This window comes from Clostridium sp. KNHs214 (assembly GCF_000744935.1).
Classification (GTDB): Bacteria; Bacillota; Clostridia; order Clostridiales; family Clostridiaceae; genus Haloimpatiens.
In genome coordinates, this window is record NZ_JQMW01000004.1 from 94884 (window position 1) to 110304 (window position 15421).

The following is a 15421-nucleotide window of genomic DNA, read 5'->3' on the forward strand; positions in this document are numbered from 1 at the left end:
ACTTTCATACAGAAGATTTTATTAAATGCGCTGAAGGAAATATTGTAGCTTATGTGTCTAAACCAACGTATTCTAATGGCATAGGAAATCCAACATATTATACTGATAAATTCAAATATTTAAAAGAAGAAGATGCATATATTTGTCCTGACGGACAAACTTTACATTGTATTACCAAAAAAATTAATGCTAAAAAGAAAAGATATTGTAATTATGATGCATGTAGTAAATGCAAAAACAAATCTAAATGCACAAATTCATCTAAAGGAAGAACAATAACAAGAGGCGAAAATGAAAATATTACAGAAGCGGTTAACGAAAGAGTTAAGGAGAATAAATCAAAATGTATGCTTCGCCAAACAATTGTTGAACATCCTTTTGGAACATTAAAAAGGACAATGGGTTTTTACTACTTACTTTTGAGAGGTTTCAAAAAAGTGAGGGGTGAGATTAGTCTTGCCATTTTTACCTATAATTTAAAAAGAGTAATAAATATTCTAGGAGTTGAAAGGCTCCTAGGAGCCCTTCTTGCTAATATTTATATACATTTTATGAGAAAGAACAAAAAGATTACTATAGTCCCTTAAAAAAGGAAATAAAGTTTCCAAGTAATCTTTTTATAGTTAATTTACGCACAACCTGCTGGGTACTACCAAAAAAAGTTGTAGCGGAGCGGAAAACTTCTTTTGGTTGCTACCGCCAATCCAACACAGGCCAGTCCATTACAGCGGCTTTCGCTTCGCAAGCCTCCGGTTGGACTGCCTGTTAAATGTAAAACATTTTGCTTCAAACCATACCATTGTTTCCGTTATTTCAAGCAACTATTCTTTTGACTATACTCTGTTTCGATAAATAAAGTTAATAATTCTCTTTGTTCTGGATTTAAAGTCGCATTATCACGTATCCACATATGTAATGCTTTTCCTATTGCATATGATAATTCTTTCTGTTGAACCTCTCCAATATTGCTTCTTGATACATTAGGAACAAATTCTGAATTCGTAATATTTACAATAGCCTCTTTTAAAGAAATTCCATCCACGAGATTCGGAATTTTTAATTTTAATCCTGAAAGCAATACATCTTTTAAATAGCATCGATCTGTATAAATCCAATTGTATTTGCCAATAACCCTACAATCCTTATTATATGGTAATACTATTCGGCTTCCATTGTTTATTACATCCTGAACAATAGTAGAAATCTTTACTGGAGTATTTTCACCATGCCCAAACTGATCTCGAAAACCACCTAATGTATATCCTCCAACAATTTTATCACTTGACATATCTACCCAAAGGTCGCCATAATCTATTTCTTCTTTCTTTCCCCAAACATTAATCGAATTATAATTTCCAATTTTATTAAGAGCTTCATCATAATCTTCTAGTACTTCATATGCCTTAAGGAAATCATATTCATCACAATCAGAAATAATCGGAATATTTAATAATCGAATTTTAGCATCTTCAACACAATCTTTAATTAATAAGCACTCTTCATCATCCAAAGAGTACTTTTCATTATTATAATAATAACTTTCACATCCATTAATATCCCTTAATTGACCGGCAAAATTAATTTGCTTATAATTACAATCAATATAAGCCTCTACTCCATTCAAGTACTCATTCAAACATATATTTTGAGTAAAAGTATTTTCTACTCTTTTTAATTTGCACTCAAGTTCAGTAGCTTCCCCATTCTCCACCATTGAAAGCTTAATTGGAATCCCTGAATAAAGAAAATTGTTTTCAATAAATGATACTATATGCTCTATCTTATTATCAAAAACACTTAGACATTGATCATAATCCAATATAATTTCTGTTCCTTGTGGCCTATGTGCATCCTCATACGTCAAACAAATATATTCACTATTTCTTTCAAATGAAATTCTATTCATTTTATAATCTTCATAATAAACAGTTTTTACCTCAACTTTATCAGATAACATAAAACAAGCTAAAAACCCTATTCCATAGTGCCCAATCGGAGAATATTTTCTTCCCTGCAGTAAATATTCATCAGATACATAATAAGATACGCCTACATTTAAAAAATATTTTTTTAAGATATTTATAGACATGCCACTTCCATTATCCATAATAGTTACTTGTTTTCTATCCTTATCTAGCGTTATAGAAATAAATGGCTGATATTTTTGATATCGAAAATCCTCCATTCGCCTCGATGTTTCTTCCATTGTTTTACATGCATCAATTGAATTCTGAATCAGCTCCCTAAGCCCAAATTTTTTATCTCCATAAATATGCTCACCCATCAATAAATTTGTTACTGCATTATAATCCAGTGATAATCTTAAATCCGAAAAACTAAATCCATTTGTCTGTATTTTATTAATCACATTTGTCTTTAGCACCAACAAATACTTTTCACTGGCGTATTTTTCACATAAACTCACTGCATTTTTCAATTCTCCATTAATAGAATCAAAATATTTTAATAATTTTCTATGAACCGTGGGATTCTGACTAGAACCTTGAAAAATAAGTTCCTTTAATCCAGTGCGTTCATTTAAAAAAACTTTATCATAATTTTCTATAACAAAATGCTGTTTCCATTCAAGATCACTATATTCTGTTGGCGCTAAATATTTGTATAAATACAATGGCGCTCGTTGTTCATCAATGTCCAAATAATCTGCAATTCTCAACAATACTGCAATGTACTGTGAATTCAAAGCATATCTACCTTTTGTTGATTCATAGGATAGATTCTTCTCTATCCATTCAAAATCTTCATTATGCGACATACATATCAAACTAATTTCTATTCTGAAAGATATAATTGTTGATTCTGGAATCAAGAACAATTTCTCATCCATATTTTTTTCTATATATTCTTTAGCACGTCTCCCATGTATTGGTCTAATACATTCCTGTAAGGCAATCTTTTCTTCTCCAAATTTTTCTAATACTTTGCTATACTTTCTCTCTCCTAAAATTGAATTATCATTTTTAATGTCTCTTATTTCATCATTATTTGTTACCATTCCAATATCATGTAATAAAGCGCTATATATTAATGAAATCACCTCTAATTCACTTAATTGATCTATATCTGATATTAGATTATACATATATTCCATTACATCTATAGAATGTCTAATCCCATGAACTGTATAATTCGTAAAAACATTATTAATTAATGGCAATACATCATTTGCATATTTAATAACTTCGTTGAGTTGTGTTAAAAATTTACTATCTTTTTTTCTTAACCACTCATATAGATGTGTCTCTTGTACTTTTTCTATCAAAAAACCTCCCCCTTTATTCTATATAGCAAACTTATTTTTTAATTCTTCATCAGTTTCTATTTTTTCACCAACCCACGGTTGCAAAAAATATTTGATATGTGGATTCACCATGTCTACCATATGATTTTGTCCAGCTGGCGTAATTACAAAATAATGTTGCAATTCAATAATCAAACCATTATTCATCGGTAACTCTAACGTATGTGTGCTCTCCCTCAAAAAAGCCTTTATAATCATAACTTTCTCCTGATTCATATTCTTTAAATATTTAATTTGTCCTTCAGAAACTTTCTTTGCAACTTTTTTATCATGGAAATGGTGATACACTTTTGACATCAAAAGTACAACTAATATTGCTAATGAAACAACAAATACTACCCCGATTACAAAACCATACCGATTACGAAACTCCAACATATACAACTTTTTTATAATACGATTAGGCAAAAAAAGCAAAAAACCACTTGCTATTGCTAATGCCCCTAATATATTTGGTGGTAATTTCAAAAACTCTATAAAATCCTTCATCTTATCACACTTCCTTCTAAACCTTCAATAAATGAATTCCGTATTTTTTCATCATTTATAAGTTAAAACTTATTTCTCATCATATCAAAACTTAGTTTTTGTATCCCCACACTCTATATCGACCACTACCGAAACATTGATATAATCCTTAATCTCCTTATTCCGCATTTTCTCACCCCAATCAGTAAACACAATATACTTGTGAAAGTGCCTGAAATTAAGGATTTCTATATATCTTTCTGCACTCCCCACATAAACCCTGACGAATAGCAAACATAAACTTCCAGTTTATGTAACAATCCCCGGGGCACTTCCAGAAAAAGGTTATAACGGAGCGAAAAACTTTTTCTGGTTGCTATCTTCTCCCTTTATTTATTTTTTAGCCCTATCGCATTAAATAATATAAAATTCTATTTAACCACCTATTATTTAATGCATCTGATACGTTTTTTAAAATATGTTGGATATTCGTCCAGCAATTGTTTTACCTTATCAGTCTTTGATTTTATGTATTTTATTATTTCATCTTCTTTTATCAATTTATTTCCTAGTTTATTTGATAGTACTGTTGCTAGATATCGGTCATTAAAAATTTTTTCACAAATTGATATACTAGTTTGTGAATCAACACCATATTTAATTTTTTTCTGAAGCATCATTAAGCGACTGAGATTCGTGCTTTCTGAATTTAAAAAATCCATAATATTACCAATTAGAAAATTAAGTTTATACGAAATGTAGTGGCAACATATTTTTTCGACATCCATCATAGTCTTATCATATGCTTGGCTCATTTCTACGCATGACATACCATGAATCCAATCTTGACACAAATTTGCTGTAATTAAATCCGCTTCATATATTTCATTATATAATCCAACTGTCATCTCTATTAATTGCTCTTCTGAGTATGTTTCGTTATTAACATCATATTCTTCAATCCAGCTCTTTACATTTTTTGCAATATCCCTTGGAAGTATTGCCGCTGAATATTGTTTAATATCTTTTCTATTATTATAAATATCCTCTACTATCGTATAAATAATCATAGATAGGCGTTTTTCCTCTTCTTCTGTTGCCAAATACATTGCCAAGGTGTTTTGAAATGCTCTAGCTGCCTCTTCCTGCATCTCATTGTAATCATCTAGTATATTATTTTTACAAAGCACATAACTTATTTCACTCTCTATGATACCTATTATGCTTTTATAATTTTGAACTTTACTTGTAATATTTCGCCGGTATTGATCTTGGTTTACATCAGGATACCGTTCTTTAATATCCATCATCAATTCTTCTACAAGAGTATATTCCCATTTTTCACAAAAATTATCACATATATATTTCGTAACAAATTCACCATATACCGTAAGTTGATAATTTCCTTTAAAGTCTTGGACTACACTTAAAATTGCACTTCCACACGCCTCAGCGTTTTGTGAATCAAATAAATCTGTTGCCTCTTTCCATTCATAAAAGCCTCTACCATTCCTTTTATTATCAAAAAGTTTCGAATCTGTAACTATAATACTTCCTTCCGTATAAACACCTGACCTTGCTGTTCTTCCCATCAAATTCTGAAAGCTTCTAGTTGTCATCATTTTCTGAGCAGACTTCATACTTGTCATTATTAAATACTTAATAGGAATATTAACTCCCTGAGCCAAAGTTGATGTACACGCTATAATTTTTAATTTTTCTTTTCGAAATGCGTATTCAATAGCTATACGTAATCCATTTGGCAAATAAGAATAATGCGGTAATATGCCTATTTCACATGCTTTAGTATACACATAATCATCACCATAGTACGCTTGAATAAGGTTTTTCAATTTATCTAGTTCATCCATGTCTGCTGATTGTTTTATATTACTCAAATCATAACTTCTATCCTCTAGTTCAACAACCCGATCTAGTATTTTAGGAATAGATCTTCTTTGATTTAAATATACTGCTATACCACCGTTTTTACATAATAAATTCGAATAATATATTGCAACATCTTGTGGTTTGCTCAACTCAGGAAATACTTTCTCTTTTCTTTCCCGTTTTTTCATGCTAAGTTTCGTTATATTAATTGCTCTTGGTATATAAAAATCTTCTTCTGAAAAAGAATCTGAATAGTAATGAATTTCTTTTGTTTTTGATGTAAACCCAATTACTTTAGGAGTACTTCTAATATTTTTGTCATAAGCCAGTATTCCATCTTCTCCAAATGCCCAATGACATATCTTATCAGCATTTGAAAGAACTGCAGACATTAAAACCATTTGATGAGTAATTTGTAGATTCGTTGTAATATCTGAAACTAATAATTCATACAATGCCCCTCTACTTTCATCATCAAACATATGACCTTCATCAAAAATATAAAGATTAATTTCATTTATATAATCTGGTTGATGATGAAATATATATTGCAATTTTTCTGGAGTACATACAAAGATTTTATGCCTTTTTTTATTTTCAAATAGACTTTCAAAATCAAATTCTAATACATCCGAAAACTGATTAATTATAACATCTTTCAGAAATGCTCTATGCATATCATCTGTTATCTCGTTACAAAGAGCTCTTAACGGTGCAACAATTAAGGCAGTATCCCCTCTTTCGGCCAAGAACATTGATCTAATTATTAATTCTATACTTTTTGTTTTTCCAACCCCTGTAGGCAATTGAACAACTGCATTCTTCCCTCTTAATATTCCACTTTCCCCAATAAGTTTTTGAGATGGCCATATCAACTTTATTGCATTTTTCTGATTAAAATAAACTTTCCATTTTTCTTCTTCTACAGCTGAATATTTCGGAAGAAGTTTTCTCGCAGAATATCCTAGCATAATTCTTAAAACTGCACACAAAACTTCTGAGAAGAACAAATCCAATGGGCTTCCTTTAATATCCATTTGTTTCTTATACTCATCTGCCTCTTGAAGAACTTGCTCTTCTGTTCCTGTTTGTAAATAATTTTTTACTAAATTTAAAAGAGTACTCTCAAAAGATTGTTTTCTTCGACCTGTAAAAAGTAAGTTGAATACTTCAACCAAAATCCCCCTTGTATCATTCTGAATTTGTTTATCATTTACAGCTTCTGATAGTACTTTTGCACTTCCAAAATCGTCTAAAAAGAAATATGCAGCCGCACCAGAAATCAAGAAATCTTGATCATGTTCTTCCTGTTCCCTAGCTTTGACAGCTGCATCATAATATTCCGAACAATAATGTAATCTTTCTTTTATTTTGTATTGAGTATCCTTGTCATTATTTATAATTGCTTCTGCATATTCTGACAATGTTAACACTGTTGGAAAAACCAAATCTCTATAATTTAGTGGAAATTTAGGATGACTATCTTCAGGTATATTATATTCCAAAAGTTTCACTTTTGCTTTTTGGTATTTTAACATATATTCAGATCTTCTAGAACTCACTTTTTACACCTCTCGTAAACCTCATGTGCTAAATCCATTAATTTTCTACCATGTACATAGAATACTGCTGTTCCTGTTTTTATTTGCAGTTTATCCCCTTCAATATTAGGAATAACTTTCATTGTTTTCTCGTTAACCTTTTTTTCAGGAATATTATCCAAACTAGATATTCCTGCTCCAATATATCTAAGCTTATAATTATACCCCTCCTTTGTTTTCTTCTGAAAACGCAAAACATCTTCTGCCACATTAGTCTTACCCATCATTTTTAATTTCTTTCGCATATAATTAAGCGTTATTGAAACTCGATACTCATCTTTTACAGAATCTAAAACTGCATCTTCAATTGGATTTGTACTCTTTGATGTCAATTGAGCCTTTACCTCCACTGCCATCAACTTATCTTTTTCACTTGGGCTTTTATCTAAATTATGGAATTTAAAACCTATAATGTCCGTTCCATGCTCTGACAAAGTTTTTCCTGACATATTATACTGTCTACATCTTGGAACTTCATAATTATAGACAAACTCCAGTAAATCAGAAAATAATATCTCACTAATAGTATTTGACCTTGCTGTTCCACCCATTGGATCCGTTTTTTGTGGAATAATATATTTTCTCAAATAATCCTCTACTGGCAGATTTAACTCTTCACTATCTTCTTCTAGTTCCTCATCTGAAATATAATGTCTTCTTAAATGAAGTGCCCAATCATCAAGTATTGATTCTTCCTCATCATAATCTATTTCATAACAGAATAAAGATTTCCCATTATCAAAAATAACATCTTTTTCTTTTGTAAGCCATTTTAGATACTCAGGTTGCATCATAATTTATCCTTAGCAGCAAACCGTATATTATGCATATAAATATTACATAATAAGCATTTATTACTTTATTTACAATAAATACCGTCTACTACATTCTCCTCCCCTTATTGATTTTTATTTATGCTGACATTCTTGTGCAAAAATACGCTTGACACAGAATGCACAAAGCACTTACATCCTTTCTGTAAGGCAAAATATTAATCTTCTGCTTATTCTATCTGAATTAATTACTTACTTTTCTCTTTGAATTAGCAAGATATGTATTCCGAGAAAATGGTCCTTTATACGCCTCTTCATCTAAAAATCCAAGAATAATTTTTACCTGTTCCTTATCATTTGGAATAACAACCTTTTCATCTTTTATATTCACAATTATTCCAGATTCATAAGCCAAATCCTTAATTTCATTTGCAGAATAATTTTCAAGTACCTTAGAATCGTTAATCATAGCAATTTTTCTTCTATTCCATGTATTTGCCATTCCTTTAAAATTATCTACATTTTCTAAACTCAGCTTGTCTGATCCTGCAAAACATTCAACCTCTTGATCTGTTGCCGAACGATAATAGTCACCCAAGTCAAACACCTGCCTTGCAAAGAAAAAAGAAGAAAACTGTAATTCGCCTTCTGTATAAAAGCAATCAATATTATCAGATATACTAATTCCAAAATTTTTTTCTCTATGAAATGTGTCGTCAGTAAAAAACAGGTTAAACCATGATGTAGATATATATTGCTCTTTACGAAAACGTTGAAATGCCACTTTAAATTTTTCTGTATCATCTGCCTCTGTTCTTTTTCCAAGAAACACAGCCTTTATCTCAAGGAAATTCCCATCTTTCTTTTCATAAACCGTTACTCCTAATGGATCTCTTATTGCATCCTTAATTTTGTCTGCCAGTTGAAAATTTTCAACAGCCAAGAATTCATCCCTGTGAGGTTTGTAACTTCCATCAAATTTAATCCTTGTTTTGTCAGTAATCAAATCACCTAATGCAGTTTCAAATGCACTGCAAATATCTTTTTGCGTATCCGCATCAACATCAAGTCGATATATTTCATTTGCATGGGCGCCAGCAGCAATAATCATTACAGAACAATCCTCAAACATATTATCATCTCCCTGTATCTAAAAGTAAAAAATCAAAAATACGGTTTACAGTCCCTAGATCTTTTGACCTTCTCAATTTTCTCTTACTTATTACTGTATATCCAGACATACCATGTTCACCACTTACTTGGTAAAAGTGATACTGTTTTACCCATAAAAGTGGGTTTGGAATTGATGTATTAACATAGGGTGCTACAACAGCAAGTATTACACCTAATATTGCACATATTGTCACATCAAAGTCTTTAATTGCCATACTTGCAAATGGTAATGCATAACTTAACACATACAAAACTACCCACCCATCATATGGAGAAATATCATTTGTTCTTATTATTATTGGAGCGATGTGTGTTTTTCCATAAGAAAAAGAAACTGAAAACAACACAATGAGTACAATTCCAACTGCAATACTAATAAGTGGAACTTTTAATGTTTCCTTTTGCAAATACCAAACCAAAGCAAAGATAAAACTAAGTGGTGCTACTGTAGAAACATTATAAATAAATTTCTGTACAATATTTCCCATAAAAACTCACCTCACTTTTCAAATAATGCTCGTTTTATTTCTTGTTTTTACCACATTCACCCACTTCTTCTCAAATGAATTAGAACCACCAACATCAAAATATTTTTCAAAGAATACTTTCAGTTTATCCATAACCCTCTATTTTTTCTCTGCCCTACCACCACTGCCAAATCTAGAAACAGGTGACATAATCTTCTCAATATCTGTTCCGACTGTCTTAATCTCTCCATCTCGGAATGCATTCTCAATAAACTTTCTAGTGTCCGCTGGTTTTAGCTTTTCCTCTGTGATAATGGCTTGGAGTTCCTTTTCACGCTGATTTAGCAAACATAAACTTCCAGTTCATGTAACGACCCTAGGGGTACTGCAAAAAAAAGGTTGCAGCAGAGCAAAAAACTTTTTTGGGTTTCTATAAAACAACTCAGATTCTAGTTCAATTTGAATTCTAAAAGCCTTATAACACGCTTTAATCTGTTCTTCATTATATCTCTAAATTCTAAAACTTCCTCTTCTTTTATCTCTATAACTTTTTCAATTAATTCATTCCAATAATCATCACGATTAAATTCGTAAGTATCAATGAATAATTTATTATATTTATTTTCTCTCTGCATATCCTTTTCACAGATTTCTTGCTTTTTATCTTCACGCAATGTATTAGATATCTTCCATCTGCTAATAAACCGTTCTTTACCTTGAGTCATATTCTCAACAGCATGTTTCACTGCAAGTCTAGCTAAAACGCTCTCAGCAAATTTGCCTCTTTTATAATTAGCATAAGCTTCATTTTCTTTACTTTTTTTATTAAAGTACTCGAATCCTTTTTTTATTTCTGGAGCAATACTTGCTTCCAAAATTGTAAATGCAGTTGATACTCCTTGAACAAATTGTGCCTGCTGCAATAACAGAACTAGCTAATATTGCTGTTCTATCTAAATTTTCATTCTTCCCGTTAATATATTTAATTAATTGTTTTAATGTTTCCTCTTTATATGTGCTCATAATTTATTTCCTTTCATTAAGATATAAATTACTTAAATGCTATTAATTGATTTCTTAAAAATAACAATTCATTATAATATTCTACAAACTTCTAGCTTTACCTTTTAAATATCAGTAAATATTCCAATATATTTATATTTTGTCATCGATATACAAAATAAATATTAATTTACCATTATACAATTTATAAAACACAAAAGGACCATGAAGTTTTAAGCCATAGCTCTCTTTATGATCTTTTTCTACTTTATATTAAATTTACAACAACATATCCCCTTACACCCTATCAAATACCAACTCTTACCTTAACACCATTAATTTCTTCTTTATTCTTAAAATCATCACCTTTTGTGCTAAAGTTAAAAAAGCTGGTAAAGTACATGAATTCAAGGATTATAATGTATCTTTTGTACTCCCCCCATAAACCCTGACGAAACTCCACCCCGCCAGCCCTAATTTCTCGGTCAATTCTAATAAAGTTTGCCTAAATCTATTAGTAATAAGGACTAAATTCCACCTTATTTCTATCATCCTTAACTCCTATTAAGGCGTAGCTGAAGCATCCCATTACCATCCTATAAACCTACTAAAACCCTTGCTATATCTCCCTTTAACCCTACTCCCTTTCTCCCTTAAATCTAATTCTGGTCATAAAAAAAGAGCCAAGATTTTGCTCTCAGCTCTAGTTTTTGTTTGATTTTTTTAGATATTTCCACCCCTTATGAGGCTTCCACCATGAATTAGTGCAAATTTCAGTGGTTTGGAAGAATAGTGGAAAAATCATATATTTCAACCTATCTAAATTGCTTAACCCTTGATTTTCTTAGTTAAGCTCACCACAGTCTCCACATGTGTGTAGACAAGCTATAAATACAAATACTCAAAAATAATAATTCGACCCCCTAGGTCTTTTTATAAGAGGGGGTTCTTGGGTTAAAATTGGCTATATTACCTATTTTGCAATACCCACCTTTCTTTATTTCTTCATTTTGCATGTTGCAAATATCCGAAATATACCCTCTTATTTTTATACTTCTTCATCTCCAAGTAGCAGTTCTTTAAGCCATTTAGGTAGTTTACTAACCTTTTTAAATTCTAAGATTTTATCAGCGATTTCTTTAGCGTCTTCTTTCCTCCAAAATCTATCTTTAATGTAACAGTCTCTACAGCAATACTTAAGGTGCTTAATACCTAAAGACTTAAATTCTTTTCCACAGTAGGAACATTTTAAATTAAAAGCTTTACGATGAGTTTTGTCCCACTTCCTTTTACATTCCATGGAACAGTATTTCCTCTTTCTCCCCTTGGCATTCTGCTTTATTTCTTTACCACATTGAGGACAGAATATATATATAAATTCTTCCTGCATCAATATCTTTCGCTTTAAGGCTAGTTCTTCACCAAAGCCATCTAGTCCATGTCTCCTGCAATAACCTCTTACAGAATCTCTTGATAGTCCTATTTGATCTGATATCTTTTTATATCCTATCCCCTCTAGCCTCAATTGTCTGATTTTTTCTTTTTGCTCATTAGTCACCTTACATCAGCTCCTTAACAAATAGTAGTCTAGTAATTGCTCTAAATCAACTATGTGTCAAGAATTTTATTCTTCATTACTTATTTTTTAGGTAGGTATTCTTGTAATAGAGAATTTAAAGAATTAATTGCTCCTTAAAAAAAATTTATAATTCTCAAGTTCAATACAATCACTATCTATCTCAGCTTTTTTACTTCTAGCTATTTCATATTCGCTCTTTATTTTTGAATATAGAGTTTCAAAATAATTATCATATGTTGCATTTTCAAGTGTTTTACATATTTCATTTAACTTATACCAATTACACCATGCAGCTTTCTCATTATTATGGTTGCAATCTGAAAAATGAGCAAAGTGTCTTCCTACTACGAAAAACTTGTATTTCCAATCTCCATTTAATACTTCTTTTTTAACTCCAAACACATCTGCCTTATCCTTGATAGTACTTGACGATAACCACTTTGATACATCATCTATCCACTTATTACTTGCGTTAATAAAATTATTCTTTTTACTGTTCCTTTCACTCATAGATCCACCAAATGGCTCCTGCCACTTTAATTGAAATACTGCCATTGTTTTAGACTCTGTATCGATAACTAAAGCATCAATATCTGTAAGTCGTCGTTTATCTTCATATATATTAATATTTTTATCAATTTTTATAAAGATACCACTATCTTTAATAGTATCATATAGTTGAGTTCTAAAAATCTGTTCCCTTGTGTTTATTTCTCGGCTCCAATCCCTTGGAAACCTTCTACTTAGTTGTTGCAACAAACACATAAATGGATCTGTTAAAAATGCCAAATTTGTTCTTAATAACATTTTGTTTGCAACTTTTAAAAACATAGGATATGTATTGTTAAAATTGTCAACTGAATCAGACAAATCATTTTGATTATAAGTCAAAACATCCATTATTATTTTTGCTGTATCCTCAGAAATATTTAATGCTGTAGTTAAGGTTTCTATTTCTTCCTCTATAGTATGAAATACGTTAAGAATATCTATTAATTTAATATTAGGATTCTGTCTAATCAGCAAATCACAAAAGTCTAAGTGTTTTAAAGTTATACCAATAAAAACAACAATGCTTGCTATGTAGTCCACATATTTTACTCCCCCAAACATAGCATCTTCAGGAAAATCATGCTTACCCCAATATGTATCAGAAATACAAGTACCTAAAACTAAATAGAAATCATCTATCTCTTTATTTGCTGAATATCCTATATAATGATTTTTATATAAATAAACCATTTTCTCCATAATTTTATGGACATCTTCTATATTCTCCGTAAATGCTAGTACTTTAGGTTGCTCCTCCATAAACTTAAAATAGTCATTTCTTTCTTCTTGTTCAATAGGATGACCTTCTACCATAACATTAAATTCATACTCTTTATCCTTGATTTTCTTCAATCCTATAAGGTTATACTTCGTCATTGATAGTAATTTTTTTATAGCACATATCTTTGAAAATAACCAAAATACCTGATGACTAAAGCGTTCTATTTCACCACTTGTTGTAAACAAGGGATACTCATCACGTCTAAAATCTTCATAACATATATTTAAAATATTTGGCCAAGCTCCTAAATAATATGCTGTTAAAGCTTTATTCAATTTATCTTTGTTACGTAAATTAGTCAAATATAGATAATCAATAATTTTTACAAATTCTATTGTACAAACACATTTATCAAATACTTTTTCTGATAACTTCACTTCATAATCGGAAAGAAATAAGGTTAATTCTTCAAATGATTCATTACTATTCAATAGTTTCCCCCCAATATCATATTAACTTATACCGACATAAGTTGTAATTTGATTTCATTTCTATCTATAAAAGTTGCTATAGATTCTAGTACGAATTTTCTTCCACACCAATTCGAACCCTAAATGCTACTGGCACTAAACTAATCTCATCTTTATTATTTTCAAACGGATTATTGATTCTCCATATTTTAGGATTAGCTGAATTAGCTTCAAAAACTATATACACCCAGTAGTTAATATCATTTTTTGCTCGTTCTAACTCATTTGCTGTCAAGTAAAAATTAGCATCTCCTGGTTTTGCTCTAGTTGATTTTACTTCTATATAAATTTCATTACCATTTTCATCAAATGATAATATATCATAACCTGCCGCATCATTTTCTTTTGAGATATGTTTAATAGCTTTTACAAGATTTCTCTTGCCACAAGTCTTAAGCTTATTTATTTCAGACTGTAAAACTATTAGTTCTCCTCTATCTCCTAGTCTTTTATTATTCCTATTCTTCTCTTCAAAGTCCACTTTTCCGCCACTATTGTTTGTAGAAGTAGATTTAGTTGTTGGAATGCTTTTAGGCCTTAATTCAATAATTGTGTAATTCACATCACTAATACCCGAAAATACCTCTACCATTGGCTTATTACTATCAACATCAATTACACCTTTAACTTTATTATTGGTAGGGCTTCCAAATAAATAATATAAGAACTTTCCAAACTTATATATACTCCATGACTTCATTATGGGATCATTATTTTTATACTCTAGGATTATTTTCTGCTTATCAATTTCAGAAATCCCTTTTGTAAGTCCTAAGCTTAACTGATTCATAAAGAAATCTAAATGACTACTGGAAAAAATATTGAGATAATCGTTAGGATAGTATATAGAGAGTATTTTTCCTTTTAGCATTGGTGATATTAAGTTATTATTAATCTTATCGAAATCTTTAATGGCACCCGCTTCAATTAAATTAACTATTTCTCTTTTAATTGCTTCAAAGGCTTCTTCTACTGTGTCCCCCCATTTACCAACAATTCTATATTTTTTCTCCGTATCTGCACCAAAAGTGCCATAGTAAACCCCAAACTTTGTAGCAAAAGCACCTTTCATATTACCCAAGTCTCTCAATTCCGTTTCTATTCTATTACAAAACGTGTTTCTGTCACCCTTGCCATTTATATACTCATCTATTTTCATGTTCAATATTGAATCTTTGGAGTAATCGGCAACAAATCTAACTCTTAGTTCTTCTATTTCCTTTTCCTTATCTACATCTAAAAATTTACTTTCTTCAAAACCTGCTATATGAACTTGATAAGCTATATCCATAATAATCTCTCCCTCACCATAGACTCGTATAAAAATATGCGTACATAATTCC

The 15421-nt window shown here is 30.6% G+C and carries 12 protein-coding genes; 1 reads left to right on the forward strand and 11 read right to left on the reverse strand.

Features of this window, described 5'->3' with window-relative positions; translation table 11 throughout:
* The first annotated feature begins 53 nt into the window (after positions 1–53).
* Positions 54–587, forward strand: coding sequence for a transposase (locus CC89_RS00655; protein WP_035287930.1), 534 nt, complete (start codon positions 54–56; stop codon positions 585–587).
* Positions 588–808: 221 nt separating this feature from the next.
* Here the strand turns inward: CC89_RS00655 and CC89_RS00660 are convergent, their stop codons facing one another.
* From CC89_RS00660 to CC89_RS00715, 11 genes are all read right to left on the reverse strand, one after another.
* The gene (locus CC89_RS00660) at positions 809–3283 is read right to left on the reverse strand and encodes an HD domain-containing protein (protein WP_035287932.1); all 2475 of its coding nucleotides are present in this window, start codon (positions 3281–3283) and stop codon (positions 809–811) included.
* Between the two features lie 18 nt (positions 3284–3301).
* Positions 3302–3811 carry a superinfection exclusion B family protein gene (locus CC89_RS00665; protein ID WP_035287936.1) on the reverse strand — a complete coding sequence of 170 codons (510 nt, stop codon included), beginning with the start codon at positions 3809–3811 and terminating at the stop codon, positions 3302–3304.
* A gap of 425 nt (positions 3812–4236) precedes the next feature.
* The gene (locus CC89_RS00675; RefSeq protein ID WP_051931351.1) at positions 4237–7242 is read right to left on the reverse strand and encodes a DEAD/DEAH box helicase; all 3006 of its coding nucleotides are present in this window, start codon (positions 7240–7242) and stop codon (positions 4237–4239) included.
* Positions 7239–8075 carry a Hachiman antiphage defense system protein HamA gene (locus tag CC89_RS00680; RefSeq protein ID WP_035287941.1) on the reverse strand — a complete coding sequence of 279 codons (837 nt, stop codon included), beginning with the start codon at positions 8073–8075 and terminating at the stop codon, positions 7239–7241. Before CC89_RS00680 ends, CC89_RS00675 begins: the two co-directional genes overlap by 4 nt.
* A gap of 223 nt (positions 8076–8298) precedes the next feature.
* The gene (locus CC89_RS19340) at positions 8299–9186 is read right to left on the reverse strand and encodes a Kiwa anti-phage protein KwaB-like domain-containing protein (protein WP_051931353.1); all 888 of its coding nucleotides are present in this window, start codon (positions 9184–9186) and stop codon (positions 8299–8301) included.
* Between the two features lie 4 nt (positions 9187–9190).
* The gene (locus CC89_RS00690; RefSeq protein WP_035287944.1) at positions 9191–9715 is read right to left on the reverse strand and encodes a KwaA family protein; all 525 of its coding nucleotides are present in this window, start codon (positions 9713–9715) and stop codon (positions 9191–9193) included.
* 138 nt (positions 9716–9853) lie between these two features.
* Complete coding sequence (locus CC89_RS21370) at positions 9854–10042, reverse strand: type I restriction endonuclease subunit R, EcoR124 family (RefSeq protein WP_051931354.1); 189 nt, start codon at positions 10040–10042, stop codon at positions 9854–9856.
* A gap of 101 nt (positions 10043–10143) precedes the next feature.
* Positions 10144–10617, reverse strand: coding sequence for a hypothetical protein (locus CC89_RS00700; protein ID WP_185750629.1), 474 nt, complete (start codon positions 10615–10617; stop codon positions 10144–10146).
* Between the two features lie 1127 nt (positions 10618–11744).
* Positions 11745–12254 carry an RNA polymerase subunit sigma-24 gene (locus CC89_RS00705; RefSeq protein WP_035287948.1) on the reverse strand — a complete coding sequence of 170 codons (510 nt, stop codon included), beginning with the start codon at positions 12252–12254 and terminating at the stop codon, positions 11745–11747.
* Between the two features lie 123 nt (positions 12255–12377).
* Positions 12378–14039 carry a hypothetical protein gene (locus tag CC89_RS00710; protein ID WP_035287950.1) on the reverse strand — a complete coding sequence of 554 codons (1662 nt, stop codon included), beginning with the start codon at positions 14037–14039 and terminating at the stop codon, positions 12378–12380.
* Positions 14040–14124: 85 nt separating this feature from the next.
* Positions 14125–15369 (reverse strand): protein NO VEIN domain-containing protein, encoded by a 1245-nt coding sequence (locus CC89_RS00715; protein WP_035287952.1) that lies wholly within the window; start codon positions 15367–15369, stop codon positions 14125–14127.
* Positions 15370–15421: the final 52 nt, after the last annotated feature.

Excerpts from the sequence above, each read along its gene's own strand:
- CC89_RS00665 (WP_035287936.1), bottom strand. The coding sequence starts at position 3,811 with ATGAAGGATTTTATAGAGTTTTTGAAATTACCACCAAATATATTAGGG.
- CC89_RS00680 (WP_035287941.1), bottom strand. The coding sequence starts at position 8,075 with ATGATGCAACCTGAGTATCTAAAATGGCTTACAAAAGAAAAAGATGTT.
- CC89_RS19340 (WP_051931353.1), bottom strand. The coding sequence starts at position 9,186 with ATGTTTGAGGATTGTTCTGTAATGATTATTGCTGCTGGCGCCCATGCA.
- CC89_RS00690 (WP_035287944.1), bottom strand. The coding sequence starts at position 9,715 with ATGGGAAATATTGTACAGAAATTTATTTATAATGTTTCTACAGTAGCA.
- CC89_RS00715 (WP_035287952.1), bottom strand. The coding sequence starts at position 15,369 with ATGGATATAGCTTATCAAGTTCATATAGCAGGTTTTGAAGAAAGTAAA.